The sequence below is a fragment of the Rhizobium sp. WSM1274 genome (assembly GCF_025200775.1).
Taxonomy (GTDB): domain Bacteria; phylum Pseudomonadota; class Alphaproteobacteria; order Rhizobiales; family Rhizobiaceae; genus Rhizobium; species Rhizobium leguminosarum_I.
The window spans coordinates 2,382,977-2,408,740 of record NZ_CP104138.1 but is presented as its reverse complement, the minus strand read 5'-3'; the positions used below and the strand labels follow the sequence as shown (position 1 = coordinate 2,408,740).

The window sequence follows — 25,764 nt, the reverse complement described above, 5'->3', positions numbered from 1 at the left end:
TCTTAAGAAGATGTTTGCCATCTTTGCCAAGGATTTGTTTTTTAAGGAGGCGAAAGCGTGACAAGGGGCCTGCGCCTGATTCGCGACGGCGTGACCGCTTTTGCTCTGCTGGCGCTCGTGGCGCTGATTGCCGCCAAGCTCAACGATGCAGCAAAAATCGAGCATACCGGCGCCTTTCATGCTGCCGACGGCGACAGTCTGACATTGGGAGACGAACGTCTGCGCCTCGAAGGCGTCGATGCGCCGGAGCTCAACCAGAGCTGCGAGCGGGCGGGGAAAGCCTGGGCCTGCGGGCGCGCGGCGCGCGCGGCGCTGCAGGAGATGGTGCTGGCATCGGGAACACTCTGTCAGGGCAGCCGGCGTGACCGCTACGACAGGCTGCTCGTCATCTGCCGGAGCGGGGCAGGCGGCGACATCAATGCCGCCATGGTGCGCGAGGGCATGGCCATTTCCTATGGCGATTATGGCAAAGAGGAGGCCGAGGCGAGAGCTCGGAAGGCGGGCCTCTGGGCCGGAACTTTCGAGCGGCCGCGCGACTTGCGCGATCATGCGCGCCAGAGGTCTGGTTTCGACGGCGCCTTGCGCTTCATCGCGCAGATCGTCGGATGGGAGTAAAGTCATGACCGACGAAGCCATGCTGGAGACGCTCCGGCGGGAGATCGCCTCCTGCCGGATCTGTCGTGACGCACCGGCGAAAGGCCCCGAACACCGGCTGCCGCACGAGCCGCGGCCGGTGGCGGTGATCTCGTCGAGCGCGCGCATCCTGATCGCCGGGCAGGCGCCGGGACTTCGGGTGCATGAGAGCGGCCTGCCATTCGACGATGCCTCGGGCGACCGGTTGCGGTCATGGCTAGGCGTTGACAGGGCAAGCTTCTACGACCGCGGGCGATTCGCCATCGTGCCCATGGGCTTCTGCTTTCCTGGCTATGACGACAAGGGCGCCGATCTGCCGCCGCGGCGCGAGTGCGCGCCGTTCTGGCGGCAAAGAGTGATCTCAGCCATGCCGCAAATCGAACTGGTGCTGGTCATCGGCCAATATGCGCAGGCCTGGCATATGGCCGGTGAAAGGCGGGACAATATGACCGAGACGGTGCGAGCATGGCGTGACTGTCTTCTGTCCGACCGATCGCCGGCCGTGCTGCCGCTGCCGCATCCGAGCTGGCGCAACAGCGGCTGGCTGAAGCGCAATCCCTGGTTTGAGAAAGAATTGCTCCCGGTCTTGCAGGAACGGGCGAAAACGCTGCTTTCCTGAAACAAAATTCTTTTAGTTGCGCGGAATCGAGTTATACAAAGAAAATAATTCGAAAGGACTGTTGTGCGCATGGACCGCCTCGACCGAAAAATACTGCGTCTTCTGCAAGAAGATTCGACGCTCGCCGTTGCCGATCTTGCCAAGAAAGTGGGTCTCTCGACGACGCCATGCTGGCGGCGCATCCAGAAGATGGAAGAAGACGGCGTCATCAAGCGCCGAGTCGCCATCCTCGATCCGGAAAAGGTCAATACCAAGGTCACCGTCTTCGTGTCGATTCGCACTGCCACCCATTCGATCGAATGGCTGCGCCGCTTTTCCGAGGTGGTCGCCGAATTCCCCGAAGTGGTCGAATTCTACCGGATGAGTGGCGATGTCGATTATCTCTTGCGAGTCGTCGTACCCGATATTGCCGCCTATGACGCCTTTTATAAGCGGATGATCGCCAAGATCGAGATTCGCGACGTTTCCTCCGCCTTTGCGATGGAGCAGATCAAGTATTCGACGCAGCTGCCGCTCGACTACATGATTCTCGATAATGCCAAATCCAACGAGGATTGAGGTCAAGCGTGCGGCCGTGACCGCACGCGAGACTGCAAAGTCCAGCGCGGCCTCATACCAGGCGTGAGTCTGCGACCTCGGATATGCCCGTTGGAGGCGACTTGTGACATCCTGGCCGCACGTGGGAATGCCAGTTAGGAAGGCCGAGTTTGGGATGTGCGGTCCCCCGACTGAAAAAAGCCTCAAAAATAGCGAAAAAACGCTCAAATCGAACTAATTTCCTGGAAAAATGAATAGCCTGGTAAGGATTCTGGGGTTATAGTCGATGAAACCAGTGGGTGATATGTCATAATTTTGTCTCATTGGTATCGAATTCAGAACACTATGTTCTAAACCGCCACCTTGTTTGTGCTTGTTAGCCGGCGGTAGAGTTTATGTGCTTCACCAGTATGTTCGACGGGGTCGGACGGTGGAGAATTTGACAATGGGGTGTAGCGTGTGCGGCTTGCGATGGAGGATTTCCGTCGCGGAGCTGTTTTGCATGTTTTTTGTATAAATATTTGAAATTGTTGTATAAAGATCACGTTGCCGGGGAAAGTAGCCCGTGAGAACCCATCTGGCGTGTATCGAGAATTGCTTGATAGAGCCTTGTATGTGATGACGGTTTGGCGGTTCGATCGATCCGCACGCCGAGATGGCTGTTCAAACTGGGCCGGCTTCAAATCGACTACCCGATCTGAAGCCAGCCCCGATCGACAAAGGAATGGATTGGTAAATGAACATCAGAATGGTTTTGCTTGCATCAGCAGCAGCATTTGCTGCATCGACGCCGGTTCTTGCAGCTGACGCTATTGTTGCTGCTGAGCCGGAACCGGTTGAATATGTTCGCGTCTGCGACGCTTACGGCACCGGCTACTTCTACATCCCGGGCACCGAAACCTGCCTCAAGATCGAAGGCTACATCCGTTTCCAGGTCAACGTTGGCGAAGATGTCGGCGGCGATTCGGATTGGGATGCCGTCACCCGCGGTCAGGTTCAGTTCACGGCCAAGAGCGACACCGAATATGGTCCGCTGACCGGCGTCATCGTCATGCAGTTCAATGCTGACAATGCCACCGATCAGGAAGCCATCCTCGACTCCGCTTACCTCGACGTCGCGGGCTTCCGCGCCGGTCTGTTCTACAGCTGGTGGGACGATGGTCTCTCTGGCGAAACCGACGACATCGGTTCGGTCGTAACGCTGCACAACTCGATCCGCTATCAGTATGAAAGCGGCACCTTCTACGCCGGCCTCAGCGTCGATGAACTGGAAGACGGCGTTTACCAGGGTACCTTTGCTCCCGGCGTCATTCCCGGCACCACCGTCTTTACTGCGGACGATGGTCCGAACAATGTCGGCGTTGCCTTCGGCGTTGGCGGCAAGGCTGGTGCGTTCAGCTACCAGGTCACTGGCGGCTGGGACGTCGACAACGAAGACGGCGCTATCCGTGCAATGGGTACGGTTGACATCGGTCCCGGCACGCTCGGCCTCGCCGGCGTATACTCTTCCGGCCCGAACTCGTACTACTCCTCGGCTGAATGGGCTATCGCTGCCGAATACGCTATCAAGGCAACCGACAAGCTCAAGATCACCCCGGGCGTTCAGTACTACGGCAACTACTTCGGCGGTGGCACGGAAGTTCCGGAAAACTTCGACGGTCTCGGCGATGCTTGGAAGGCTGGTCTGACGGTTGATTACCAGATCGTCGACAACTTCTACGCCAAGGCTTCGGTTCAGTGGCTCGATCCGGAAGACGGCGACGACACCACGACGGGCTACTTCCGTCTGCAGCGTTCGTTCTAATCCACTTGGTAGATATGCTCCCGGTCTTCGGACCGGGAGCACTTAAATCAGTTTCTGATCCGAGTGACCTCCGATCAGCTACGGGGACGGGTCCGGTCTTCCCTGCCGGACCGTCCTTGCAGCGTTTTTGACGCACAGTCTTCAAGGCAGTCTTTCTGGATCGTCTTTTCAGGTGAGCCGAACGGGTACGTTTTGTATCGTATGTCGGCATTTTGTTAGCCTCGGCTATTGAGGCACCCCGTTTTCAATTTTTCAACCGAGCTGGATCGGCCGAGATATTGCCGTGCGGACGGCTGTCGATTGATTGACTTCGTCCGCATCGGCGAGCTTGCCGCAACGGGTCGTGAAAAGAAAATCCAATGCCGACAATGTGATTACAGCTTTTTGGGAGAGAGGATGCAACCTTTGCTGAGGGCTGGCATTAATTCACACTCTCGGATAGCTTGTTCTTATGGACGATCTCAACGACTACTATTATTTCGCCGCTGTCGTCTCCAGCGGCGGTTTCGCGTCTGCAAGTCGCGATCTCAAAATACCACGTTCGAAACTCAGCAGGCGGGTCAGCCGTCTCGAGGATGGGCTTGGCGCAAGGCTTATAGAACGCTCGACGCGTCACTTCCGGGTGACAGAGATCGGCCAAGCTCTTTACGAAAGATGCCGGACCGTCCTGCAGGAGGCCGACCGCGCCAAGTCGATCGTCACCGAGGCCCAATCCGATCCGCAAGGCGTGGTGCGGATGGGGTGCCCGCTCGCTCTCGTCGACATCTCGGTCGGGGGCATCCTGCCTGAATTCCTGGAACGTTACCCGAAGATCAAGCTGCAGATCATCGGCTCCGAGCGGCGCGCCGACCTCATCAACGAACGGATCGATCTCGAGGTGAGAGCGACCAACGAGCCGGAGACGCAGACGAGCCTGACGATGCGCAAGCTCGACCGGGCGCGACGCATCCTGGTCGCAAGTCCCTCGCTCGTCGAGCGTACAGGCAGTTTGAATTGTGTTGACGAGCTCGCCGACCTTCCGACGCTGGCAATGACGTCATGGGTGTCGTTCCACACGTGGGAACTGGTCGGTCCGAATGACGCCAAACAGGTGATTCGTCATCAGCCGCGGCTCACCTGTCGCAGCATGACCGCCATCCTCGACGCGGCCCGGGCCGGTCTCGGCTTCGGGCTCCTGCTCGAAAGCGCCTGCGAGGCCGATCTCCAGGCTGGCAAGCTGGTGCGGGTGCTGCCGGAATGGCAGTCGGAGGAGAGCCAGTTCTACATCGTTTTTACGACGGCCAAGGGCATGCCGCCGGCGGTGCGGGTGCTGATCGATTTCCTGGTCGAAAAATCCAGGCAGCATTGACGAAGAGGCGAGGGGCTTCAGCTAAAGCGCGTTGCCATCCGTTCAGATTCGCTTCTCGCGCTTTAGGGCGTTATTTTACGCATGTCGTTATCGCGAAACCGCTGTTGAGTTTTGCGCGACATGCTTTGGGCGCTGACATCCGCCTTATCTCAAGCGCGTCAGCAGCTTTTCGCCGGCCAGTTCCCTGACGGCATCCTTGCCGATCCAACGGGCGGTTTTATCAGGGCTTTCCGCCAGGGCCCTTGCGAGTGCCAGCGCCGGCGCATGGCAGGCCAGATTGCGCTTGCCGACATTGCGCAGCGCCCAATTCACCGCTTTGCGCACGAAGTTTCGGGGGTCGCCGGAATGAGTCTTGATCAGCGGCAACCAGGCAAGAATGGTGGCGTCGGGGTCCTTTTTCCGGTGGACGGCACCGCCGGCAATCATGGCGAAGGCTGTGCGTCGGACGAATTCGCGCTCGTCGGCAGCGAATTCCCAGATGAGCTTGTCCAACCGGGCCTCGACAAAGAGATCGGCGGCGCAATCGACGATCTCCCAGGAGTTGAAATCATCGGCCCAATTTTGGGCTTCTTCTGTCGTCAACCGCTTCGGCTCGGCTGTGTAGAGGGCAAGCAGGCGGGCTTCGCGAATATCGCTTCTCCAGAGCTGCATTGCCCTGACGTGATCCTTCTTCGCCACCCTGGCGACCGCCCTGATATCGGGATTGGAGATACCGAGGGCGCGATCGGTGACGATGCCGAAGCGCGCCATGCCGGCAATATTCTCCTCCGAGCGCAGCGTTTCGAGATGCGCGATCAATTCGGCCGCATCGGAGGAGGGGCCGATCATTTCTCCAGGCGGGCAAGCAGCGAGGATGTATCCCAGCGATTGCCGCCCATTGCCTGCACGTCGCCATAGAACTGGTCGACGACGGCGGTGACCGGCAGTTTGGCGCCGTTGCGGCGGGCTTCGGTGAGCACGATGCCGAGATCCTTGCGCATCCAGTCGACCGCGAAGCCGAAGTCGTATTTGCCTGCGTTCATGGTCTTGTGGCGGTTTTCCATCTGCCAGGAGCCGGCTGCACCCTTGGAGATCACCTCGACCACCTTTTCTATATCGAGGCCGGCGCGCTTGCCGAAATGCAGCGCTTCGGCAAGTCCCTGGACGAGGCCGGCGATGCAGATCTGGTTGACCATCTTGGTCAACTGGCCCGAGCCTGCCGGCCCCATCAGACCGACCATGCGGGCATAGGCTTCGATGACAGGCCTGGCGCGTTCGAAGACGGCCTCGTCGCCGCCGCACATGACGGTCAGGACGCCGTTTTCAGCGCCGGCCTGGCCGCCGGAGACGGGTGCGTCGATGAAATCGACACCTTTCTCCTTTGCCGCCGCATAAAGTTCGCGGGCGACCTCAGCGCTGGCGGTGGTGTTGTCGATCAGCACCGTACCGGACTTCATGCCGTGTAAGGCGCCGTTCTCGCCCAATGTCACCGATCGGAGATCTTCATCGTTGCCAACGCAGACGAAGACGAAATCGGCGCCAGCGGCGGCCTCGGCCGGAGTAGGGGCCGATTTGCCGGAGAATTTCTCGGCCCAGGCGGCGGCTTTTGCCGGCGTGCGGTTATAGACGGTGACATCGTGGCCGCCTTTCGTCTTCAAATGCCCCGCCATGGGGAAACCCATGACGCCGAGACCGATGAACGCGACTTTTGCCATATGTCCTATCCTTTTCCTCAAGTGCAGGCCCGAGGATTAACCGAAACGGCGCGAGCAGAAAAGCCCGTGAAGACGGACTTCCTTGCGATTGACGCATATGAGGCTGGCTACCGTTGGCCGAGCCCTAGATTGGAGGGAAGGCATTATGTTCCGGGGGTGACATGAGCGAATTCCGACGATCAAGCCACGGTGCAAAGGCCGCAACGGAATGCAGGCGATGCTTATTCCATCGCAGCAGATGGTCGCAAAGCAGATTCGATCGGCACCGGAAAGTGTCCTCACCGAAGTCGGCCTCCTCCGCCGCCGTCTTGCCGCTCAATATGGGGCGGACGCCTGTTGTCCGGTGACCGTGCAGCGGCAGTTGCGTGTGATCGCCGAGCTGTCCTTCGGCGCGCTGGAGAAGGGCGAGCCGGTTTCGACGGTTACGCCCTATTGGCGCATGATCGATCCCGCAAGCCTGCTTGCGAAGCGTCTTGCCGGCGGCCCACCTTCATCCGCGAGCGGCTGGCCGCGGAAGGTCGGGAGTGAGCCGGGATTGTCGGCAGTATAGGGGGACGCGCGAAAAAATTCCGCTCAAGGGCGATTTCCGGGCCGCAAAATTTCAGCAAGGGCGGAATCTTGCAAATAAAGTTGGCGATAAAATTATAGATTTAATCATCATGGCATTCATCACTGACAGGGTCGACCAGCCAAAAACAGGCCCGGCACCACCAAAAAAGGGGAAAGTCATGATTTCACGTCGACAAACGCTCGGGCTTTTCGCAGCCGCTGCGACCACGGCAATCCTGCCGGCTGTCCGGCCGGCACGCGCTGCCGCCACCGAATTCCGTATCGGCTGGCAGAAGAACGGCGTGCTGGCGCTCGCCAAGCGTCGCAGCGCACTTGAAAAGCGGCTTGCCGATCACGGCATTACCGTCAGCTGGTCGGAATTCACCTCCGGCCCGCCGCTTCTCGAAGCGCTGGGCGCCGGCGCTCTCGATTTCGGCGCGACCGGCGATGTGCCGCCGCTCTTTGCCCAAGCGGCCGGCGGGCAGCTCTATTATGTCGGTCTCTACAAGGGCAGCCCGGCAGCCTCGGCTATCCTCGTGCGCAAGGATTCGTCCATCAAGACGCTTGAAGACCTCAAGGGTAAAAAGGTCGCTTTCAAGCGCGGCTCCAGCGCGCATAATGTAACCGTCAAGGTTTTGCGCAAGGCAGGCCTGAAGCCCGAAGACGTCGAGCAGCTCGATCTTTCGCCGCCGGATGCCGCCGCTGCGTTCAAGAATGGCAGCATCGACGCATGGTCGATCTGGGATCCTTATCTGGCGATTGCGGAAGCTGATCCGGAGACACGTATCCTAACGACCGCTGAAGGAATTGTCGATTCCTATAGCTTCTTCCTTGCCAATCGCGATTTCACCGATGCCAACGGGCAAGTGGTCGTCGACGTGATCGATGAGCTCGCCAAGGTCGGGAAGTCGGCACAGAGCAATCTCGACGAAACGGTCGAGGAGCTTTCCGAAATTACCGGCGTGCCGGCCGACGTGACGCGCGTGACATTGACGCGTAAGGGCGCCGATCTCGGCAGCGTCTCGACCATCACCGATGCCGCCGCCGCCTATCAGCAGGCACTCGCAGACGAATTCCATGGGCTCGGCATCCTGCCGAAGAAGCTCGCAACCGGCGATATCGTCTGGCGTCCCAAGGCGAGCTGATTTTCCGCCCGGTGCCAAGATTTCCGCGAGGCGGCATGGAGAGGGCCTCCATGCCGTTAAACCGGAAAAATATTCTCCAAAACGGATTACAATAGCAAATTGACATTGTCGATATAATTACTGGTCTATGTCAGTATCCTCTCGATCGGAGCGGATACCGAAAAGTATCGGCCAGCCGCCATCCGATCGACAGGGACATTTCAGATGCTCACGCACAGTCAGACAGCCGGCCTTACTACAGCCTCCGCTACCACCACCATGATCCTCCCAAGCATCCGTGCGGCGGCGTTATGCGGGCAGACGGTCTGTGCGTCGTCACGTGCAGAGAGCCATCTCGACCGCGAATTCCGTAGCTAAAGGACCGTCTTCCATGACCACCACCTCCCAAACAGGCACATCTGAGCCCATCAATTTCCTCTGGTTCATCCCGACATCGGGCGACGGCACCTATCTCGGCTCCTCCGAGCTCAACCGCGCGCCGGAAATCGGTTACCTTACGCAGATCGCCCAGGCCGTCGACCGGCTCGGCTATTCCGGCGTGCTGCTGCCGACCGGGGTTGCCTGCGAGGAGTCCTTCGTGACGGCGGCAGCCCTTGCCGCCAAGACCGAGAAGCTGCAGTTCCTGGTGGCAATCCGCCCCGGCACGGCGTCGCCTGCCTATTACGCGCGTCTTGCAACGACGCTCGATCGTATCTCCAATGGCCGGCTGCTGCTCAACATCGTCGTCGGCGGCAGCCCAGCGGAGCTCGCCGGCGATGGCATCCATCTCGAGCATGACGAGCGCTACGCCCATGCCGAAGAGTTCTTCACCGTCTTTGAGGAACTGCTGGAAAAGGGAACGGCAAGCTTCGACGGCAAATACATCAAGGCGACCAATGCGCGTCTCGGCTTTCCCTCGGTGCAGAACCCGCGCCCGCCGCTCTATTTCGGCGGTTCGTCGGATGCCGGCATCGATTTCTCCGTCGGCCGTGTCGACAAGTACCTGACCTGGGGCGAGCCGCCGGCACAGGTTGCCGAGAAGATCGCCTACGTGCGCAAAGCCGCCGGCGAACGCGGCCGCGAGGTGAGCTTCGGTATTCGTCTGCACTTCATCGTGCGCGAAACCGATGATGAGGCATGGGAGGCCGCCGAGCGGCTGATCCGCCATCTCGACGACGATACGATCCGCGAGGCGCAGGAGCGCTTCGTCCACGAGTCCGACTCGGTCGGCCAGAAGCGTATGGCCGCCCTTCATGGCGGGCGCCGCGACAAGCTCGAAGTCTCGCCGAACCTCTGGGCCGGTGTCGGCCTGGTGCGTGCCGGTGCGGGCACGGCGCTTGTGGGATCGCCGAAGACGGTGGCTGCGCGCCTTCGCGAGTATCAGGAGATCGGCATCGATACGGTGATCGGCTCCGGCTATCCGCATCTCGAAGAGGCCTATCGCGTCGCCGAACTGCTTTTCCCCGAGCTCGGCATTACCCGCAACCAGCAGCGCCTTGGTTTCAACAACGAGTTCGGCCGCAAGCAAGTCTTCGCAGGCGGAAGCCATGGCGGCAATCTGAAAGTCGTCTCCGGCTCCTGATCTCGAACGAAGACGCAGAGCGTGACGCCGTCGCAAGCCGCTTAGGGCTTGCGACATCCTGCTCCCGATAAGCGCGAGGACAATGCATGTCGACTTTCGATACTCCCTTTATACGGTCGGTCACTTCCGAAAAGGCCGGGAAGGCGGGGTTCCGCCTGCCACTGCCCGGCCTGGAGAAGCTGACGCCCTATCTGGTGCCGGTGGCGACCGTGGCGTTCTGGCAGCTTGCCTCCTCGGCCGGCTGGATCTCGTCGCGCATCATGCCGTCGCCGGCCGATGTCGGCCTCGCCTTCTGGTCGACGACGGTTTCCGGCCAGTTGCCGAAGGACGTGCTGGTGAGCGCCGGCCGCGCCTTTGCCGGCCTTCTCGTCGGCGGTTCGATCGGCTTCCTGCTCGGTATCGCCAATGGCGTATCGCGTATTTCCGAGCAGCTGACGGATACCACGCTGCAGATGCTGCGCACCATTCCGCACCTGGCAATGATCCCGCTCGTCATCCTGTGGTTCGGGATCGGCGAAGAATCGAAGCTGTTTCTCACCTCGCTCGGCGTGCTCTTCCCCGTTTATCTCAACACCTATCACGGCGTGCGCAATGTCGATCGCGATCTGATCGAGATGGGCAAGGTCTATGGCATGGGCAACTGGACGCTCTTCCGCAAGGTGATCTTTCCAGGCGCGCTGCCGTCGATCTTCGTCGGCCTGAGATATGCGCTCGGCATTATGTGGCTGACGCTGATCGTATCGGAATCGATCGCAGCATCCTCAGGCATCGGCCACATGGCCAACAATGCCCGCGAATTCATGATGACTGATGTCGTCGTGCTCGCCCTCGTCATCTATGCCGTGCTCGGCAAGCTTGCCGATGTCATCGCCCGGATTCTTGAGAGGCGGCTGCTCGCCTGGAACCCGGTCTATCAGAAATAGGAGAGACGCCATGACATCGATCGCGCATGAGCGTTTTCACGCCGTCGCCGACGAGCCCGCTTATACGCGCGAAAGCGCGCCCGCGGGCGGTCGTAGTGCGCCCGCGGCGATCAGCCTGACGGGGCTTGAAAAGAGTTTTGGGGCCAACCGCGTGCTGCGCGGCATCAATCTGCTTATTCCGGCCGGCCAGTTCGTCGCCGTGATCGGCAAGAGCGGCTGCGGCAAGAGCACGCTGCTGCGCATCCTGATGGGCCTCGACGAGCCGAGTGCCGGCGCGTTGCATTTCGAGGATGCCGATGGCGCGCAGGTGAGGCCGAACGCGCGTATCGTCTTCCAGGAGCCGCGGCTGCTGCCCTGGCTCAGCGTCGCTGACAATGTCGTTGTCGGGCTCGGAGACGGCATCGACAACCGGGCTGCGGCGAAGGCGGCTGAGTCCGTGCTTGCCGAAGTCCAGCTCGGCGAAAAAACCGGGGAGTGGCCGGCGCGGCTCTCCGGCGGGCAGCGGCAGCGCGTGGCACTGGCGCGGGCGCTGGTGAGCCGGCCGGGCGTGCTGGCGCTCGACGAGCCGCTCGGCGCGCTGGATGCGCTGACGCGGATCAGCATGCAGGAACTCATCAACCGTGTCTGGCGCGAACTCGGCTTCACCGCCGTGCTCGTCACCCATGATGTCAGCGAGGCGGTGCATCTCGCCGACCGGGTCGTCGTGCTCGACGAGGGGCGGATCGCACTCGATCTTCCCATTCCCTATCCGCATCCGCGCCGGCACGGCCATCCTGGCCTTGCCGAGCTGGAGGGCCGACTGCTTGCCGCGATCCTCGGCACCGACAGCGGCGGTTGATCCCAAGGCTATTCGCGACGCTACATGACCTCGGCATAGACGAGGCGTGTCGGTACGAGCATGCATCACCAATGGCGAAGATGTATAGCCGCATGGGTATGAGGGAATCAGCCGTCTCTGTCGAGATGCGGCTGCGGCACGCGTCAAAATCAGCAACAATAGTTTCCCTAGCTCGCCCCACGTCCAGCTTGACACACTCATACCTTCGTGGCTATACGTTAATCTATAGCCAACAGGATATGGATTGTAGATGTCGGACACCCAAGACGTGCTGTTCAGAACGCTCGCCGATCCGACCCGGAGGGGTCTTTTCGAACGGCTGTGCCGCGAAGGAGAAAAGACGGTCGGGGCTCTGACGGCTCGGGCCGGGGTCTCGCAACCGGTCGTCTCAAAACATCTCGGAATCCTGAAACAGGCCGGATTGGTGCGTGATCGTCACGAAGGTCGCCAGACGCATTACAGCGCGCAGCTCGGTGCGCTGGCGCCGCTGGTCGACTGGACAAGTGAGATGGCCGGCTTTTGGCAAAATCGATTTGACCAGCTGGAAGATCTACTGAAAAGGATGGACCAATGACCGAAATATCTACCGAGACTCGTTCCATCGTCGTCGAACGAGAAATCCCCTTTCCGCCGGAAAAGATCTGGCGCGCGCTCACCCAGCCACATCTGATCGCGGACTGGCTGATGAAGAACGACTTCGTGCCGGTCGTGGAACACCGTTTCAAGCTGAGCGCGGATTGGGGCTCTGTCGATTGCCAGGTCCTGGAAGTCGAGCCGAACAAAACCCTATCTTACACCTGGGCTGCCTATGATCTCGCGAGCGTCGTCACCTGGACTCTCACGCCCACAAGCGCGGGCACGCAGCTGCGTATGGAGCAGTCGGGCTTCCGACCGGATCAGCGGCAGGCCTACGGGGGCGCCAGGAGCGGGTGGGAGCGGTTCTTTGCAAATCTCGAGCAGGTCCTGGCGCGGATAGAGTGAGGCCGCGCCCAAACGGATCACGCCATCCGCTTCGTCTCGTTTTCGCAGGAGGCTCCGTTGAATTGGAATAACCGGCTTCGGCAGATCCACCGTTGGCTGTCCATTGCCTTTACGCTAGCCGTCATAATTAATATCATCGCGATGGTGCAGGAGAAATTATCCGTCTGGGTGGGGATCATGGCGCTGCTGCCGCTGACCTTGCTCCTGCTCACTGGTCTCTACTTGTTCGCGCTGCCGTATGCCACCAAGTGGCGCAGCGCGGGACGCAGCGGAGGGTAAGAGTGAAGGCAATGTCCGGGAAGACATCCAAGACCGCAGCGAAGGTTACGAAGAAGACAGCTGCCACGCCGGATACCGCTGGGCCGACCCTTCTCTCGGGCGGCAACCCTCAGATCGCCAAGGGCTACGGCGACGCTCCCGTGCAAGCCTACATCGCCGCCATGCCGGGCTGGAAAAGCGACATCGGGCATCGCCTCGATGCGCTCATCACGCGCACGGCGCCGGGGGTGTATAAGGCCGTGCAATGGAACTCGCCGCTCTATGGCATGGAAGGGCAGGGCTGGTTCCTCGGTGTCCATTGCTTCGCGAAATACATCAAACTCGCTTTCTTTCGTGGCACGTCGCTCAGTCCCATCCCGCCCGGCGAGTCGAAGCAAAAGGAAGTGCGTTACTTCCACATCCATGAGGAAGACCAACTCGACGAGGCTCAGCTCGCCGCCTGGGTGGAGCAAGCCAGCCAATTGCCCGGTGAACGAATGTAAGCGGATGCGTCGATTTAAAGCGTTAGAGCGTCCTTTGTGCGTCCAAAATGACGCACGGTGCTATAGGTCATCAGCACTTAAGGGATGGAGGAGCGATATTGATGAAGAGAGCCATGGCAACCATGAAGAAGAGCGGCACCAGCGAAGAGAAAGACGGAGACTCTCCTTCTCGTTTGATCGACGCGAGAATCGAGGAGTTGAGTGATTGGCGAGGCGAGACGCTCGCCCGGGTCCGAACTCTGATCCGGCAGGCCGAGCCCGACGTGATCGAGGAATGGAAGTGGAGAGGCGTTCCGGTCTGGGAGCACGCCGGCATCATCTGCACCGGCGAGACCTACAAAAGCGTGGTGAAGCTGACCTTCGCCAAAGGCGCATCGCTGGAGGACCCTTCAGGCCTCTTCAACTCCAGCCTTGACGGCAATACCAGGCGCGCCATCGACTTCCATGAGGGCGATGAGATCAACGAGCAGGCACTGAAGGCGCTCGTTTGCGCCGCCGCCGCACTCAACACATCAACGCGGGCTGCCGCTCGCACCGCCGGCGCCCGAAAAAAACCTAGCAGCGCTTGAGTTTGGCAATATCGCCTGAAACGCGTCGCACCGAACTTGATTTGGCGACATGTGTCAGTGGATCGGGCTTTCCTCGCGCTCGAGGAAGAGTTGCAGATTGTCGAGGCCGATTTCGGTGCCCTGGAGGCGAGCGCCGTTGTCAGCGTAGCCGTCGAGGAAGACCACCTGTTCGATGAAGACCATTTTCGTGCCGCCGGGTTCGGCTTCAAAGGCGACGGTTGTCAGCGATGCGGAGATGCGGCTTTCCCCAAGCTTCATCTCATAGGCATAGATGATGCGGGCATCGGGCACGATATCGATGTAATGGGCATCATAGGCGTGCAGAAGGCCGTCAGTATCGGCGACGTAGTTCCGTTCCGTGCCACCGGGGCGGAAATCGAGCTCGTAGTCCAGCGGCACCCATTCGCCGTGGCAGGCGAACCATTGGCGTTTGGCCTCTGGCGCCGACCAGGCGCGGAAAACGCGGGCGACGGGCGCCTTCAGGTGACGCTCGATGACGAGAGTGGCGTGTTCGGCGGATGGTGTCGTCATTCGGGAAATGTCTCCGGTTCATCAGCAAGAAATTGGTCGAGGCGGTCGAAGGTGGTGGTCCATTGGATCTTTCGCTGTTCCACCCAGCGCTCCACGGTGGCAAGCGCGTCCTGCTGCAGGCGGTAGGTGCGCACGCGACCGGCCTTTTCGGAAAGGACAAGACCGCTTTCCTCCAACACCTGCAGATGTTTCAGCACCGTCGGCAGGGCAACGGCAAGCGGCGCCGCCAGTTCGGTGACGGAGGCGGGGCCGCGACCGAGCCGGTCGATCATACCGCGGCGGCTGCGGTCGGAGAGCGCGTGGAACATGCGGTCGAGATCCGCCTGGCTTTCGATCATCCGGCCGCATCCCGAAAGCGCGCCGGAAGCCTTTCCTTATAGGGATAGAATTTGAAGTAGGGGCGTGCCTCTTCCAGCACCCGTCGAAAGGATGGCCGGGCGAGCAGCCGATCGTAATAAGCATGAAGGTTTGGCTGCTCCGAAGTGAAGGGCATCAGCGTCTCGGCATAGAAGAGCGCTGGGGCCGCTGCGCAATCGGCCACGGTCAAGCCGTCGCCTGATATCCATTGCTTGTCGGCGAGCTGCTTTTCAATCATTGCATAGGCGGTGGCGAGTGTCGCCTTGGCGGCGGCCACTTCGGTTTCGTCTGCCGTGCCCTCGGGGCGCCGACGATTGCTGACCAGCGTCTGCATCGGTGCCTGGACATAGAGATCGAAGAAGCGGTCCCAGAGACGGACCTGCAGCGCCCGGTCGATCTCCAGCGGCAGCAGGCGAACGGGGCCGGGATAATATTGCTCGAGATATTCGATGATGATCGATGTCTCGGGAATGGTGCTGTCGCGCGCCTCGTCCCGCAGCAGCGGCATCTTGCCGATCGGCCAGAAGCGAAAGAGATCGGCGCGCGAGGCTTCGTCGGAAAGATCGACGATGCGATTGTCGAAAGGGGTAGCGTTTTCATAAAGCGCGATCAGCACTTTGTGGCAGAAGGAGGCGAGCGGATGCCCATAAAGCACGAGCGACATGCGGCGACCTTTCCTATCGTTGCGGTAAACTTTACCGATCGACTAACTATCTGGTCGCGACACATTTTGCAACAAATACTTCGCCAATCGTGCAAGTATTCCGTCAGCCAATATATCAGGTGTCGGCGTCAGCCAATATACCGGGCGATCACCAGATGGCCGGGTGTCGGCTGGCCGTCTTCCATGCGCACGTTGATATCCGATATTTCGACGAGTTCGAAACCCGTGGCCGTCAGGCGTTCTCTCACATAGGCGTCGGCATGGGAGAAGCGCTGGTGCGGGCCGACCATATAGGCGCGGCCGGCGAGTATTTCCTCGGGCAGGGTTTCCGAGGAGAAGATGAATAGGCCGCCCGGCGTCAGGTTCTCGGCGGCGCCGAAGAACAGCGGTTCGAGCGCGCCGAGATAGGGCAGCACATCGGTGGCGGCGATGATGTCGAAGGCTTCCTCGTCGTTGTCGTCGAGGAAATCTTCGACCTCGGCGACGAACAGCGTCTCGTAGAGATCCTTCTCATGGGCGATCTCGACCATCTTCTCCGATATGTCGATGCCGGTCATATCGGCGCAGAGGTCGCGTAGCGCGCCGCCGGTGAGGCCCGTGCCGCAGCCGAGATCGAGCAGCCGCTTGAACGGTCCAAGCTTCAGCGCCTGCAGGCGCTGGCGCACCAGCATCGGCACATGATAGCCGAGCTGCTCGACCAGCACGTCCTCGAAAACCTCGGCATGCTGGTCGAACAAGGTCTCGACATAGGCGTCGGGCGCTTTGACCGGCGTTTCGCCGCGGCCCATCGCGGCAATGCGCACGGCCGCACCGCCGTGATCGTCGGGATCGATTGCCAGGACTTCCTGATAGGCTGCAACGGCGGCATCGACATCGCCGGCCTTTTCCAGCGCCAGCGCGCGGTTATAGGCCTCGCCAAGAGCTTCTTCGTCGATCTTCTTTGCCATCGCAGTCCGTCGTCCTTTTGTTTCAGGCCGTCCTTTTGTTTCAGGCATGCGTCTAAGACGGCTTTCGATGTTTTGCAATGGCGCGATTGCGGGCGCAGAATAGCCGAAAAGAAGACCAAGGGAGGAAAGGCCATGAAAACGGAGCCAGAGAGGATATCATCGGCAAGGGAAGAAGATGCCGGCCGGGCATTCCTGCTGCCTAGTACACCAGGCGAGATCACCAACACGCTCAGCCATTATTACCGCGGTGAACTCGGGCGGATGACGAGCTGGCGCGACCGCATCGACCGGACGTCCAACTGGGCGATCACCGTGGTCGCCGCACTCCTCTCGGTGTCGCTGTCGACACCGACCTCGCATCACGGGGTGCTGCTGTTCGGGATGATGCTGGTGACCCTGCTTCTGATGATAGAGGCGCGGCGCTACCGCTTCTTCGATATCTATCGCGCCCGCATTCGCCAGATCGAGCGCTGCTATTTCGCGCAAATCCTGGCGCCCGATGCCAATGCCGGCAGCGAATGGGCGGTGGTGGTCGCCAGCAGCCTGCGCAAGCCGCGCTTCCTGCTCAGCTATCAAGAGGCGATGCACCGCCGGCTCAAACGCAATTACGGCTGGATGTATTTCATCCTGTTGCTCGCCTGGTGCCTGAAGATCTCGACGCCGAAACTGCAGACGGAAGGCATGCCGGCGTTGCAGGCGCAGTCATGGAGCTACGTCATCGACAATGCCGCACTCGGGCCGGTTCCCGGCCTTGCGGTCATTGCCATCGTCGTCGCCTTCTATCTCGGCATTCTCGGTTTCGCGCTTCGCCGGGATCGCGACGAAGGCGAATTCGGCCATGGCGAGGCGCATGTCTGACGCGGTCAGAACATATCGCCTGAACCGTTCATACTTTTCGGCATTATGCTCCAGAGCCGATCAGTGCAGGATGAACTCGCCCTTCAGTGCCCGCCACTCGGTTGGCGAGATCAGCTTGCGGTGGATGTAGCGCACCGAATGCAGTGGCCCGTCCAGCTTCTCTTCCCAGAATTTCAGGAAGCCGCGCATTTCGGGAAAGTCGGGGGCGAGGTCGTAATCCTGCCAGACATAAGTCTGCAGGATCACTGGGTGGTCCGGCAGATGATAGAGGATCTGGGCGGTCGTCAGACCATAGCCCTTCAGTTGTTTTTCCATGTCCTTGTGCATCGTATTCCACTTCTTCTTGTTCCCACTCGCGCGCTTATTAGCGCTAGATGATATGGAAACATGCGAGTGGTTAACGGAAGCTTTACAGATACTTCGTAAAAGGACAATTTATTTTTAATATCAATCGTTTGGCAGCAGCATTCCGAGAGTGCTGCCAACTGGCTCTTGTTTGATGAATGCCGTTGTCCCAAAGCCGCGACACAGTTTTCGGCGTCACGCATCAGCGCTTGAGATGCCGGGTCAGGCGGCGCTCGAACCAGGCCCAGAGATGACGCAAGGCCTCGACGATGGTGAGATAGAAGATCGCCGCCCAGAGATAAGTCTGGTAGTCGAAAGTGCGGGAGAAGGCATAGCGGGTTTCGCCCATCAAGTCGAGCACCGTGATAATGGCGACGACCGCCGAGCCCTTGATCAGAAGGATGATCTCGTTGCCGTAAGGGCGAAGTGCGACGATGAGAGCCTGCGGCAAAATGATCTTGCGGAAGGCGATGAACTTGTGGATGCCGAGAGCGGCGGCCGCCTCGTGCTGGCCATGCGACACGCTTTCGATGGCGCCGCGCAGGATTTCCGCCTGGTAGGCCGCGGTATTGATGGTCATGGCAAAGAGGCCACAATACCAGGCATCGCGGAAGAACCACCAGATACCGACGGACTCAAGCTGCGGCCGGAATACGCCGAGGCCGTAATAGACCAGGAACAGCTGGGCAAGCAGCGGCGTGCCGCGGAAGAAATAGATGTAGCCGTAGGCCAGCGCATTCAGCAGACGGTTCTTTGACATGCGCGCCACGGCAAGCGGCAGCGATAGGATGGCGCCGCAGATGACGGAAATGAAAACGAGGCTCAGCGTCACCCCGAGGCCGTGGAGGTAACGCGGCCCGTAGCGGATGAATTTTTCCGGATCCCAGCCATTGATGACGGAAATGACGAGAAGTGCTGCGAGCACAGCCCAGATGGCCACGAGAATATAGCCGGCCATGCGGGCCGGCGTCATCGGCTTCATCACCGCACGGGGCGCGGGCTGCGGTTGGATCAGCGTTTCGGCGTAGCTCATCGACGGATCTCCGAACGCTTGGCCCAACGCTCGACATAGACGAGCAGAAAGGAGGAGAGGATGGCGAGCACCAGATAGAGACAACAGGCCAGACCATAGAAAAAGAAGGGTTCTTTGGTCACCCGCACCGCGACGCTCGTCTGGCGCAGGATATCGGCAAGGCTGATGATCGAGACGTAGGAGGTGTCCTTCAGCAGCACCATCCAGAGGTTCGTCAGGCCCGGCAGCGCGATGCGCACGAGTTGTGGCAGGACGATGAGGCGTAGCGTACGGCCGCGATGCAGCCCAAGCGCGTCGCCTGCCTCATATTGACCCTTGGGAATGGCGCGGAAGGCCGATAGCAGTACTTCCGAACAGTAGGCGGAGAAGACGACCGAAAGCGCGATGACGCCGGCGAGGAAGGCGTTGATCTCGATCGGCGGCCCATAATAACCGACGAAGCTCAGCAGAGACTGGATCAGCATCTGCATGCCATAGTAAATGATGAAGAGCGTCAGAAGCTCCGGCAGGCCGCGGAAGATCGTCGTGTAGATGCCGGCCGCCAGCCGCAGCGGCTTTTCCTCCGACTGCTGGCCGAGCGCCACCAGGAAGCCGATGGCGAGGCCGATCGGCAGGGTGACGATCGCCACCGAAACGGTGACCTGCAGGCCAAGCGCGATCTCGTCGCCCCAGCCGGTATCGCCACAGGCAAGGATCGTCGACCGACCCAACCAAGTGAAGATGCCAACGGGTCCGCACAGCGGATCGAAAATGTGCACAATCCAGCTCCAGAAGGAGCCCAGCGCGGAAAATAATCCGCCCATGCGAGAATTCCCCTCACGGCTTTTGCCGTTTTGATCTTGCCATCTTTGTCAAACAAAAATGGCGGAAGAGCAAGCCTTCCGCCATTACCTTCATCGGCCAGATAACGATTTTCTTATTCGCCGTAAACGTCGAAGTCGAAGTACTTGTCCTGGATCTTCTTGTATTCACCGCTGGCGCGGATCGCAGCGATCGCCGTGTTCAGCTTTTCCTTCAACGGGTCGCCCTTGCGGATGGCAATACCTGCGCCGTTGCCGTTGATTTCCTTGTCGACCGGCAGGATCGTCAGGATCTTGCAGCAGGCGCCGGCGTCGGACTTGACCCATTCGGAAAGAACGACGACGTCGTCGATGACGGCGTCGACACGGCCGCTGGCAACGTCGAGCTTGTATTCGTCAGCAGTCGGATAGAGCTTGAGCTCGGTGTCGGCGAGATGCTTCTCGGCGTAGTTGGCGTGCGTCGTGGAGGTCTGCGCGCCGATCACCTTGCCCTTGAGGCCGGCGACGTCCGATATCGTCGAATCCTTCGGCACGGCAATGGCCGGCGGGGTGTTGTAGTACTTGTTTGAGAAGTCGACGAGCTTCAGACGCTCCGGCGTGATCGACATGGAGGAGACGATCATGTCGAACTTCTTGGCGTTGAGCGCCGGGATGATGCCATCCCAGTCGGTGCTGACGAAGGTGCATTCGGCCTTCATCTCAGCGCACAGCGCCTTGGTGATGTCGATGTCGAAGCCTTGGATCGTGCCGCTGGCGTCGACGAATTCGAAGGGCGGATAGGTCGAATCGGTGCCGATCACATATTTCTCGCCATCGGCCATGGCCGATCCGGCAAAAAGGGACATCGCCGCGATCGAGGCTGCCGCGAAGATACGGGTAGGGTTAAGCATGAGGATCCTCTCTGTTGGTAGCCGTCGCTCCTTTTTCTGTTGGGCTGACGGCGCAGTTCAACGGTGCTGAGACCGCCTTGCGGCGATAATCAGACTTTTTTTCATGGAATTGCAACACAAATCCCATCGCAATTGGGCGGTGCAAATAGCAGGGGAGATGAACGTCGGCAGACTGCAACATTCACGCGAGGTTAATCCGCGGCTTCCTAGAACTGGAACAAATCGGCGGCTCGGCGATTGCCATTTCGCCGTTCCGCCTCATTGCGACGTTAGGGGCGGAAGCAGGGCCTGTCGGCCTTCAGGAAGCTCAAACAGGATCGAGGAAACCCGATGGGCAAGAAATCAAGTTTGTTTGCGAGCGCAGCCTTCCCGCTGCTATCCCTCTCGCTGGCGCTGCAGCCGGCATCGGCAATGGCCGCCGCGCGCGACGTCACGACTCAGGCTCAGTCCGTACGGCAAGTCGAGCAAGGCAGTTTCGAGGTGGCGCAGGATGCGCCACAGGATGCGCCTTCCGAGGAGGAGTTGCTGAAGAAGAAGCGCAAGCAGAAGGAAGAGGCTCCGGCCGAAAAGGCGCCGGCCGCCGAGCAGCCGAAGGAGGCGCCCGCCGAGAAGCCGAAGGCCGAGCGCAAGGAGGCGCCGGCGCCCGAACCCAAGGCAGAGCCGGAACCGCCGAAGGCCGAAGCGCCGAAGGAAAAACCCGCCCCGCAGGCCGAAAGCAAACCCGAGCGGAAGGCCAAGCAGGAAGCCCAACCCGAGGCCAAGCCGGAGGCCGCGCCGCAGCAGGAGCAGCCGGTAACGCAGGAGAAGCCGAGAAAGCCGAAGAAGCAGGCCGAGCCGGAGGTTCAGCCGCAGCCCGAACAGCAGCCGGCGGCAAAGGAAGCGCAGCCGGAGACGGAGCAGGCGCAGCCGGAAGCCAAGCCGGAAGGCGGCAAGCGGGCCAAAGGGCAGGACAAGGCCCAAGGCAAGGATAAAGGCAAGGGCAAGGCCGAGACTGCGGCTCCCGAAGCCGTGACGCCGGCCGAGGAGCAGGCCAAACCCGAAGTCAAGCCGGAGGCAAAACCCGCCGCCGAAGCACCGGCTGAGAAGAAGCCGGGAAAGGGCGAAACGGCAGTACCCGCGGCTAAGCCGACCGAAGGCAAGGCAACTGAAGATAAGGCAACCGAAGGCAAGCCGACCGAAGGCAAGCCGACCGAAGATAAGGCGGCGGTACCAGAGGCCGCACCCGCCGAAAAGCCGAAGGACGGCACCGCGGCAAAGCCTGCCGGTCAACAGCCCGCCGGCGAACAGCCGGCTGCGCCCGCGACTGACACTGCGCAGCCACTGCCCGATGCCAAGGGCGGCCAGCAGGTGGAGCAGGCCATTCCGGCGCCGGAAAAGGTTTCACCCGAAGAGCTGGAGCGCCGCAAGAAGATTGCTGCGGATCCGGCCAAGAGCAACGAGACCGTCGTGCTGCCGGTCGAAAACGGTGCGGCGGTGCTCGACAGCGACAAGGATGCCGACCGCAGCAAGGGCCGGGAAGGGCGCCGCGACCGCGACAAGATGCGCGCCGAGACCCAGGAGGTGAAAATGCCGACCTCGGATGCGGATGCTCAGGCCGCCACCGGCGCCAAAGCGCCGGCGCCGGTCAAGCTCGAAGCGGTGACCAGCGAGAAGGGCAGAAAGCTTGAAGAGCGACCGCAATTCGTCCGTCCTGACGGCGCGCAGGTCAGCGACAGCCATGACGACAACCGCGTCATCATCCAGTACGCCAACAGGACGATCGTGCGCGGCGACGACGACAGGCGCTTCCTGCGCGACGGCGAGCGGCCGAGCTACGAGGAGCTTTCGGGCGACCGCTACCGCGAGACGATCGTGCGGCCGGAAGGCTATCGCATCGTGACGATCCGCAACCGCTACGGTGACATCATCCAGCGGTCGCGCGTCGATGCCCGCGGGCGCGAGCATGTGCTCTATTATTCGCAGGACCTCTACGACGATCCGGACCGCGACTATTTCGAGGATCCGGGTGCCGACCTGCCGCCGATGCGGCTGCGCGTACCACTCAACGATTACATCATCGATACTCGCAGTGACCCGGACCGGGATTATTACGAGTTCCTGAGCGAGCCGCCCGTCGAGCCGGTGGAGCGTGTCTACTCGCTTGACGAGGTGAAGTATTCGGCCCGTATCCGCGACAAGGTGCGCCGCATCGACCTCGACACCATCACCTTCGCGACCGGCAGCGCCGATATCCCGATGACGCAGGCGCGCACCCTGCGCAAGGTTGCCGACGCGATCAGCCAGGTGCTGAAAAAGGATCCGAGCGAAACCTTCCTGATTGAGGGTCATACGGATGCCGTCGGAACCGATCAGAGCAACCTGGTCCTCTCCGACCAGCGGGCGGAATCAGTCGCGAACGTGCTCTCCGACGTCTACGGCATCCCGCCGGAGAACTTGGCGACCCAGGGCTATGGCGAGCAATATCTGAAGGTCAACACGTCAGGCCGCGAACAGGAAAATCGCCGCGTCACCATCCGCCGCGTGACGGCGCTGGTTCGGCCGGTGGCTGCCAACCAGTAAATATCGTTGCCCCTCTCCATTATGGGGAGGGGCATTCCGTTCTTGCGTCTCTTCTTCCGATCGGTGATCGGAAGTCAGATGGGATGGTCACTCGCCAGCTTGCTTGGCGGCCGTTTCAATGGCGTCGGCGACCTTTTCCGGCTGCGATGCGAAGACGGCGTGACTTGCCTTGATTTCAGTCACGCCGCTGCCGGCACGTTTTGCCATGTCACGTTCCAGCTCGGGGTTGATGGAGCGATCCTCGGTGGCGATGATCGACCAGCTTTTCTTGGTCCGCCACGCAGCCTGATTGATCTTGGCAGAGAACGCCTGCTTTGCGGCGAAGACCTGTGACTTTGCCATGAAATCGGCTTCGGCTTGTGGAAGGTCGGCTGCGAAATCCGCGGCGAAGGCGCCCGGATCGAGATAGAGATATTTGCCGTCCTTCGTTTCCTTTATATCCATGCTGCCGGCGGGCTTCGAGCTGGCGAGGCTGAGCAGGCTTTCGCCCTTGTCAGGCTGGAATGCCGCAACATAGACCAGGCCCGCGACCGCGGGATCGTTGCCGGCTTCGGTGATCACCATGCCGCCGTAGCTGTGGCCGACGAGCAGGACCGGTCCATCCTGAAGGTCGAGGACCCGCTTGGTCGCCGCCACATCGTCGTCGAGCGAGGTGATGGGCTGTTGGACGATGGTGACGTTGAAGCCGCGCTTCTCGAGAATGTCCGTCGCCTTGCGCCATCCCGAACCGTCGGCCAGCGCGCCGTGGACGATCACGATGTTCTTGACCGCGGCAGCCTCCGCCGCGAGTGCGATGGCGGTCGTGGCAAACGCAAGGGCTGCGGTGAAAATAAGACGTTTGTTCATGGGTATCACTCCTTTGGGTCGTTGTTGATGATTGGGATAGTGGTGCGTTTCAGGTTCAGCCGAATGTGAAGGCATAGGCCTGCACGCCGGGTTCGAGGAAGCGGATCTCGAAGTTTCGGGCGGCGACCGTGCCGGACTGGCGGACGAGCTGGTAAAGCCTGGTCGCGGTCACCGTGCCGTTGCCGTCGGCATCGACGTCTGACCCGTGGTCGAGCCCCGGCGCCTTGCCGTCGATCTTCACCTGGAAGCGGATCGGCTTGTCGCCGGCGCCAGGCCCAAGAACGAGATGCAGATCGCGGGCGCTGAAGCGATAGGTGATGCCGCCGCCCGGCTGATCAAGCGTCGCCTGATCCCGGCCGACGATCCAGGTTCCAGACAGGCCCCAGCCATTGAGGCCGGGTTCGGCGATCGAATAGTTTTTCGCCGTGTCTGCCTGCAGCCCTTCTGGAGAGGTGAAGTTCGCCGCCTGTTCGTAGCCGAGATAGGTTTCGCCGGAGCGGATATTGCCGAGATCAGGACCTGCTTCCACGCCCCTGGCATCCGGCACGACCGGCGCACTTGCCGTCGTTTGGCTGCCGGCTTCGCGCAGCAGGTCCTGAATGGCCTTTTCGGTCCTGTTGTAATTGCCTTCGCCGAAATGGTGGTAGCGGATCTGGCCCTTGGTATCGATCAGATAGGCGGCAGGCCAGTAGCTGTTTTCGAAGGCGCGCCAGATGCTGTAGTCATTGTCGATCGCCACGGGATAGCCGATCTGGAAGTCGCCGATCGCCTTCTTGACGTTGTCGATCTTCTTCTCGAAGGCAAATTCCGGGGCGTGGACGCCGATCACCACGAGACCCTGATCCGCATATTTTTCGGCCCAGGCCCTGATATAGGGGAGCGTACGAATGCAGTTGATGCAGGAATAGGTCCAGAAGTCGACCAGCACGACCTTGCCTCGCAGCTGTCCCGTGGTGAGAGGCTCAGAGTTCAGCCATTCGACCGCGCCTTCGAGCGAAGGGGCGGGGCCTTCGACTGGCAAGTCGCTACGAAAGGGCTTCTTCGCGTCAGCTGCGGCAATCATCACCTCGTTGTTCGCCAGCTCGGAAGATGCGCCACTCAGCGGCTTTGCATGCAGCCTGTCGAGCACGGCCTGTTCCAGCGATGCAGTGCTGGCGTAGGAGAGCCGGGCGAGCAGACTGGTATCGAGGCCGAGCGCGATGACGGCGACGCCTGCCAGTACGGCAGCGCCGAGTACCTGGCGAATCCGGTCGCCAAACCCGAGGGAGCGCTTCATGGCGGCAAAGAGCTTGCCGCCGACAACCAGGGCGACCGCAAGCGAACTTGCAGCACCAGCGGCATAAGCGATCAGCAGCAAGGTCGTCTGCAGATTGGCGCCCTGCAACGCAGCTCCGGTCAGCACGAGGCCGAGGATTGGACCGGCGCAGGGGGCCCATAGCAGGCCGGTGGCGACGCCGAGAAGAAGCGCGCTCTTCACGGTAGTGGTGCCGCGCCCGCCGCCGGTGGCGTTCATAAGATTGTTGCCAAGGTCGACGACTGGTCGGGCAAGCGTGCTTGCGAAACGCGGCGAAAGCAGACTGGCGCCAAAGAGCGCGAGCAGGACAATGGCGGCAAGGCGGCCATATTCGTTGGCGCGAATGGCCCAGCTGCCGCCGACCGCGGCCAGTGTGGCGACCAGCGCGAAGGTGGTGGCCATGCCCGCCAGCATCGGCAGCGTACTTCTGACGAAGGGCTGCCCGGCGCGGGCGAAGACGAAGGGGAGGATGGGGAGGATGCAAGGGCTGAGCATCGTCAGCGCGCCTCCGAGATAGGCAATGATCAGAAGTGTCATCATCGTTTCCTTTGAAACCGATTGATCGGGCTCTGGACGGCGATGGGGCCTGAACCAGCAACGGCGGGGATATGGCCGGGCCGACGTATCCCCGGTGTGTCCGGTTCTGCGGGAAAATGTATCGAAGTGTTGCAGCCGACC

General features: G+C 60.8%; 28 protein-coding genes and 1 pseudogene. 17 read left to right on the top strand and 12 right to left on the bottom strand.

Features of this window, described 5'->3' with window-relative positions; all coding sequences use genetic code 11:
• Positions 1 to 57: 57 nt before the first annotated feature.
• The 5 genes from N2600_RS12170 (at position 58) to N2600_RS12150 (ending at position 4,941) form a co-directional block, all read left to right on the top strand.
• Positions 58 to 615, top strand: coding sequence for a thermonuclease family protein (locus tag N2600_RS12170; RefSeq protein ID WP_260110994.1), 558 nt, complete (start codon positions 58 to 60; stop codon positions 613 to 615).
• Between the two features lie 4 nt (positions 616 to 619).
• On the top strand, positions 620 to 1,252 hold the full coding sequence (locus N2600_RS12165) for a uracil-DNA glycosylase family protein (RefSeq protein WP_017964626.1): 633 nt from the start codon (positions 620 to 622) through the stop codon (positions 1,250 to 1,252).
• Positions 1,253 to 1,321: 69 nt separating this feature from the next.
• A complete protein-coding gene (locus N2600_RS12160; protein WP_003540387.1) occupies positions 1,322 to 1,810 on the top strand; it encodes an Lrp/AsnC family transcriptional regulator in 489 nt (162 codons plus the stop codon).
• 715 nt (positions 1,811 to 2,525) lie between these two features.
• On the top strand, positions 2,526 to 3,593 hold the full coding sequence (locus N2600_RS12155) for a porin (protein ID WP_260110993.1): 1,068 nt from the start codon (positions 2,526 to 2,528) through the stop codon (positions 3,591 to 3,593).
• A 451-nt stretch (positions 3,594 to 4,044) separates the two neighbouring features.
• On the top strand, positions 4,045 to 4,941 hold the full coding sequence (locus N2600_RS12150) for a LysR substrate-binding domain-containing protein (RefSeq protein ID WP_260110992.1): 897 nt from the start codon (positions 4,045 to 4,047) through the stop codon (positions 4,939 to 4,941).
• A 144-nt stretch (positions 4,942 to 5,085) separates the two neighbouring features.
• Here N2600_RS12150 and N2600_RS12145 read toward each other — a convergent pair whose 3' ends face one another.
• Both N2600_RS12145 and N2600_RS12140 read right to left on the bottom strand, forming a co-directional pair.
• Positions 5,086 to 5,769, bottom strand: coding sequence for a DNA alkylation repair protein (locus N2600_RS12145; protein ID WP_260110991.1), 684 nt, complete (start codon positions 5,767 to 5,769; stop codon positions 5,086 to 5,088).
• Complete coding sequence (locus N2600_RS12140; protein WP_260110990.1) at positions 5,766 to 6,635, bottom strand: NAD(P)-dependent oxidoreductase; 870 nt, start codon at positions 6,633 to 6,635, stop codon at positions 5,766 to 5,768. Before N2600_RS12140 ends, N2600_RS12145 begins: the two co-directional genes overlap by 4 nt.
• A 208-nt stretch (positions 6,636 to 6,843) precedes the next feature.
• On the opposite strand from N2600_RS12140, the pseudogene N2600_RS12135 reads away from it, so the two are divergent.
• The 10 genes and pseudogenes from N2600_RS12135 (at position 6,844) to N2600_RS12090 (ending at position 13,962) form a co-directional block, all read left to right on the top strand.
• A pseudogene (locus tag N2600_RS12135) lies at positions 6,844 to 7,163 on the top strand (hypothetical protein).
• 200 nt (positions 7,164 to 7,363) lie between these two features.
• Positions 7,364 to 8,329, top strand: coding sequence for an aliphatic sulfonate ABC transporter substrate-binding protein (locus N2600_RS12130; RefSeq protein ID WP_260110989.1), 966 nt, complete (start codon positions 7,364 to 7,366; stop codon positions 8,327 to 8,329).
• Between the two features lie 370 nt (positions 8,330 to 8,699).
• Positions 8,700 to 9,890 carry an FMNH2-dependent alkanesulfonate monooxygenase gene (gene ssuD, locus N2600_RS12125; protein WP_017964620.1) on the top strand — a complete coding sequence of 397 codons (1,191 nt, stop codon included), beginning with the start codon at positions 8,700 to 8,702 and terminating at the stop codon, positions 9,888 to 9,890.
• An 86-nt stretch (positions 9,891 to 9,976) separates the two neighbouring features.
• Entirely contained in the window at positions 9,977 to 10,813 is an 837-nt protein-coding gene (ssuC, locus tag N2600_RS12120; RefSeq protein ID WP_260110988.1) for an aliphatic sulfonate ABC transporter permease SsuC, read from the top strand.
• A gap of 10 nt (positions 10,814 to 10,823) precedes the next feature.
• Positions 10,824 to 11,651 carry an ABC transporter ATP-binding protein gene (locus N2600_RS12115; protein WP_017964618.1) on the top strand — a complete coding sequence of 276 codons (828 nt, stop codon included), beginning with the start codon at positions 10,824 to 10,826 and terminating at the stop codon, positions 11,649 to 11,651.
• Positions 11,652 to 11,901: 250 nt separating this feature from the next.
• Entirely contained in the window at positions 11,902 to 12,225 is a 324-nt protein-coding gene (locus tag N2600_RS12110; protein WP_017964617.1) for an ArsR/SmtB family transcription factor, read from the top strand.
• Positions 12,222 to 12,632: an SRPBCC family protein gene (locus N2600_RS12105; protein ID WP_017964616.1), complete on the top strand. Its 411-nt coding sequence runs from the start codon at positions 12,222 to 12,224 to the stop codon at positions 12,630 to 12,632. The genes N2600_RS12110 and N2600_RS12105 overlap by 4 nt, the downstream gene beginning before the upstream one ends.
• Before the next feature lie 57 nt (positions 12,633 to 12,689).
• On the top strand, positions 12,690 to 12,911 hold the full coding sequence (locus tag N2600_RS12100; RefSeq protein ID WP_017964615.1) for a hypothetical protein: 222 nt from the start codon (positions 12,690 to 12,692) through the stop codon (positions 12,909 to 12,911).
• An 11-nt stretch (positions 12,912 to 12,922) separates the two neighbouring features.
• Positions 12,923 to 13,393, top strand: coding sequence for a DUF1801 domain-containing protein (locus N2600_RS12095; protein ID WP_260298814.1), 471 nt, complete (start codon positions 12,923 to 12,925; stop codon positions 13,391 to 13,393).
• A 101-nt stretch (positions 13,394 to 13,494) separates the two neighbouring features.
• Positions 13,495 to 13,962 (top strand): DUF1801 domain-containing protein, encoded by a 468-nt coding sequence (locus N2600_RS12090; RefSeq protein ID WP_260298813.1) that lies wholly within the window; start codon positions 13,495 to 13,497, stop codon positions 13,960 to 13,962.
• A gap of 54 nt (positions 13,963 to 14,016) precedes the next feature.
• Here N2600_RS12090 and N2600_RS12085 read toward each other — a convergent pair whose 3' ends face one another.
• The 4 genes from N2600_RS12085 to N2600_RS12070 all read right to left on the bottom strand — a co-directional run bounded on the left by N2600_RS12085 (position 14,017) and on the right by N2600_RS12070 (position 16,461).
• The gene (locus N2600_RS12085) at positions 14,017 to 14,493 is read right to left on the bottom strand and encodes an SRPBCC family protein (protein WP_017964612.1); all 477 of its coding nucleotides are present in this window, start codon (positions 14,491 to 14,493) and stop codon (positions 14,017 to 14,019) included.
• Entirely contained in the window at positions 14,490 to 14,831 is a 342-nt protein-coding gene (locus N2600_RS12080) for an ArsR/SmtB family transcription factor (protein ID WP_017964611.1), read from the bottom strand. The genes N2600_RS12085 and N2600_RS12080 overlap by 4 nt, the downstream gene beginning before the upstream one ends.
• The gene (locus N2600_RS12075; RefSeq protein ID WP_017964610.1) at positions 14,828 to 15,514 is read right to left on the bottom strand and encodes a glutathione S-transferase family protein; all 687 of its coding nucleotides are present in this window, start codon (positions 15,512 to 15,514) and stop codon (positions 14,828 to 14,830) included. Before N2600_RS12075 ends, N2600_RS12080 begins: the two co-directional genes overlap by 4 nt.
• Positions 15,515 to 15,642: 128 nt before the next feature.
• On the bottom strand, positions 15,643 to 16,461 hold the full coding sequence (locus tag N2600_RS12070; RefSeq protein ID WP_026154181.1) for a class I SAM-dependent DNA methyltransferase: 819 nt from the start codon (positions 16,459 to 16,461) through the stop codon (positions 15,643 to 15,645).
• Positions 16,462 to 16,593: 132 nt separating this feature from the next.
• On the opposite strand from N2600_RS12070, the gene N2600_RS12065 reads away from it, so the two are divergent.
• Positions 16,594 to 17,319, top strand: coding sequence for a DUF2270 domain-containing protein (locus tag N2600_RS12065; protein ID WP_017964608.1), 726 nt, complete (start codon positions 16,594 to 16,596; stop codon positions 17,317 to 17,319).
• Positions 17,320 to 17,379: 60 nt separating this feature from the next.
• Here the strand turns inward: N2600_RS12065 and N2600_RS12060 are convergent, their stop codons facing one another.
• The 4 genes from N2600_RS12060 to N2600_RS12045 all read right to left on the bottom strand — a co-directional run bounded on the left by N2600_RS12060 (position 17,380) and on the right by N2600_RS12045 (position 20,387).
• On the bottom strand, positions 17,380 to 17,646 hold the full coding sequence (locus N2600_RS12060; protein WP_017964607.1) for an usg protein: 267 nt from the start codon (positions 17,644 to 17,646) through the stop codon (positions 17,380 to 17,382).
• Positions 17,647 to 17,866: 220 nt separating this feature from the next.
• Positions 17,867 to 18,697 (bottom strand): ABC transporter permease, encoded by an 831-nt coding sequence (locus N2600_RS12055; protein ID WP_017964606.1) that lies wholly within the window; start codon positions 18,695 to 18,697, stop codon positions 17,867 to 17,869.
• Positions 18,694 to 19,500: an ABC transporter permease gene (locus N2600_RS12050; RefSeq protein WP_017964605.1), complete on the bottom strand. Its 807-nt coding sequence runs from the start codon at positions 19,498 to 19,500 to the stop codon at positions 18,694 to 18,696. The genes N2600_RS12055 and N2600_RS12050 overlap by 4 nt, the downstream gene beginning before the upstream one ends.
• Positions 19,501 to 19,613: 113 nt before the next feature.
• The gene (locus N2600_RS12045) at positions 19,614 to 20,387 is read right to left on the bottom strand and encodes a transporter substrate-binding domain-containing protein (protein WP_017964604.1); all 774 of its coding nucleotides are present in this window, start codon (positions 20,385 to 20,387) and stop codon (positions 19,614 to 19,616) included.
• A gap of 330 nt (positions 20,388 to 20,717) precedes the next feature.
• Between N2600_RS12045 and N2600_RS12040 the strand changes: the two genes are divergently transcribed.
• The gene (locus tag N2600_RS12040) at positions 20,718 to 22,946 is read left to right on the top strand and encodes an OmpA family protein (RefSeq protein WP_260298812.1); all 2,229 of its coding nucleotides are present in this window, start codon (positions 20,718 to 20,720) and stop codon (positions 22,944 to 22,946) included.
• Between the two features lie 87 nt (positions 22,947 to 23,033).
• Here the strand turns inward: N2600_RS12040 and N2600_RS12035 are convergent, their stop codons facing one another.
• Both N2600_RS12035 and N2600_RS12030 read right to left on the bottom strand, forming a co-directional pair.
• Positions 23,034 to 23,792, bottom strand: coding sequence for an alpha/beta hydrolase (locus tag N2600_RS12035; RefSeq protein ID WP_017964602.1), 759 nt, complete (start codon positions 23,790 to 23,792; stop codon positions 23,034 to 23,036).
• Between the two features lie 55 nt (positions 23,793 to 23,847).
• Positions 23,848 to 25,623 (bottom strand): cytochrome c biogenesis protein DipZ, encoded by a 1,776-nt coding sequence (locus N2600_RS12030; protein WP_260298811.1) that lies wholly within the window; start codon positions 25,621 to 25,623, stop codon positions 23,848 to 23,850.
• Positions 25,624 to 25,764 lie beyond the last annotated feature (141 nt).

Excerpts from the sequence above, each read along its gene's own strand:
- N2600_RS12110 (WP_017964617.1), top strand. The coding sequence starts at position 11,902 with ATGTCGGACACCCAAGACGTGCTGTTCAGAACGCTCGCCGATCCGACC.
- N2600_RS12140 (WP_260110990.1), bottom strand. The coding sequence starts at position 6,635 with ATGGCAAAAGTCGCGTTCATCGGTCTCGGCGTCATGGGTTTCCCCATG.
- N2600_RS12145 (WP_260110991.1), bottom strand. The coding sequence starts at position 5,769 with ATGATCGGCCCCTCCTCCGATGCGGCCGAATTGATCGCGCATCTCGAA.
- N2600_RS12130 (WP_260110989.1), top strand. The coding sequence starts at position 7,364 with ATGATTTCACGTCGACAAACGCTCGGGCTTTTCGCAGCCGCTGCGACC.
- N2600_RS12035 (WP_017964602.1), bottom strand. The coding sequence starts at position 23,792 with ATGAACAAACGTCTTATTTTCACCGCAGCCCTTGCGTTTGCCACGACC.
- N2600_RS12055 (WP_017964606.1), bottom strand. The coding sequence starts at position 18,697 with ATGAGCTACGCCGAAACGCTGATCCAACCGCAGCCCGCGCCCCGTGCG.
- N2600_RS12085 (WP_017964612.1), bottom strand. The coding sequence starts at position 14,493 with ATGACGACACCATCCGCCGAACACGCCACTCTCGTCATCGAGCGTCAC.
- N2600_RS12060 (WP_017964607.1), bottom strand. The coding sequence starts at position 17,646 with ATGCACAAGGACATGGAAAAACAACTGAAGGGCTATGGTCTGACGACC.
- N2600_RS12040 (WP_260298812.1), top strand. The coding sequence starts at position 20,718 with ATGGGCAAGAAATCAAGTTTGTTTGCGAGCGCAGCCTTCCCGCTGCTA.
- N2600_RS12095 (WP_260298814.1), top strand. The coding sequence starts at position 12,923 with ATGTCCGGGAAGACATCCAAGACCGCAGCGAAGGTTACGAAGAAGACA.
- N2600_RS12160 (WP_003540387.1), top strand. The coding sequence starts at position 1,322 with ATGGACCGCCTCGACCGAAAAATACTGCGTCTTCTGCAAGAAGATTCG.
- N2600_RS12065 (WP_017964608.1), top strand. The coding sequence starts at position 16,594 with ATGAAAACGGAGCCAGAGAGGATATCATCGGCAAGGGAAGAAGATGCC.
- N2600_RS12090 (WP_260298813.1), top strand. The coding sequence starts at position 13,495 with ATGAAGAGAGCCATGGCAACCATGAAGAAGAGCGGCACCAGCGAAGAG.
- N2600_RS12045 (WP_017964604.1), bottom strand. The coding sequence starts at position 20,387 with ATGCTTAACCCTACCCGTATCTTCGCGGCAGCCTCGATCGCGGCGATG.
- N2600_RS12155 (WP_260110993.1), top strand. The coding sequence starts at position 2,526 with ATGAACATCAGAATGGTTTTGCTTGCATCAGCAGCAGCATTTGCTGCA.
- N2600_RS12080 (WP_017964611.1), bottom strand. The coding sequence starts at position 14,831 with ATGATCGAAAGCCAGGCGGATCTCGACCGCATGTTCCACGCGCTCTCC.
- N2600_RS12030 (WP_260298811.1), bottom strand. The coding sequence starts at position 25,623 with ATGACACTTCTGATCATTGCCTATCTCGGAGGCGCGCTGACGATGCTC.
- ssuD (WP_017964620.1), top strand. The coding sequence starts at position 8,700 with ATGACCACCACCTCCCAAACAGGCACATCTGAGCCCATCAATTTCCTC.
- ssuC (WP_260110988.1), top strand. The coding sequence starts at position 9,977 with ATGTCGACTTTCGATACTCCCTTTATACGGTCGGTCACTTCCGAAAAG.
- N2600_RS12050 (WP_017964605.1), bottom strand. The coding sequence starts at position 19,500 with ATGGGCGGATTATTTTCCGCGCTGGGCTCCTTCTGGAGCTGGATTGTG.
- N2600_RS12075 (WP_017964610.1), bottom strand. The coding sequence starts at position 15,514 with ATGTCGCTCGTGCTTTATGGGCATCCGCTCGCCTCCTTCTGCCACAAA.
- N2600_RS12165 (WP_017964626.1), top strand. The coding sequence starts at position 620 with ATGACCGACGAAGCCATGCTGGAGACGCTCCGGCGGGAGATCGCCTCC.
- N2600_RS12105 (WP_017964616.1), top strand. The coding sequence starts at position 12,222 with ATGACCGAAATATCTACCGAGACTCGTTCCATCGTCGTCGAACGAGAA.
- N2600_RS12115 (WP_017964618.1), top strand. The coding sequence starts at position 10,824 with ATGACATCGATCGCGCATGAGCGTTTTCACGCCGTCGCCGACGAGCCC.
- N2600_RS12150 (WP_260110992.1), top strand. The coding sequence starts at position 4,045 with ATGGACGATCTCAACGACTACTATTATTTCGCCGCTGTCGTCTCCAGC.
- N2600_RS12070 (WP_026154181.1), bottom strand. The coding sequence starts at position 16,461 with ATGGCAAAGAAGATCGACGAAGAAGCTCTTGGCGAGGCCTATAACCGC.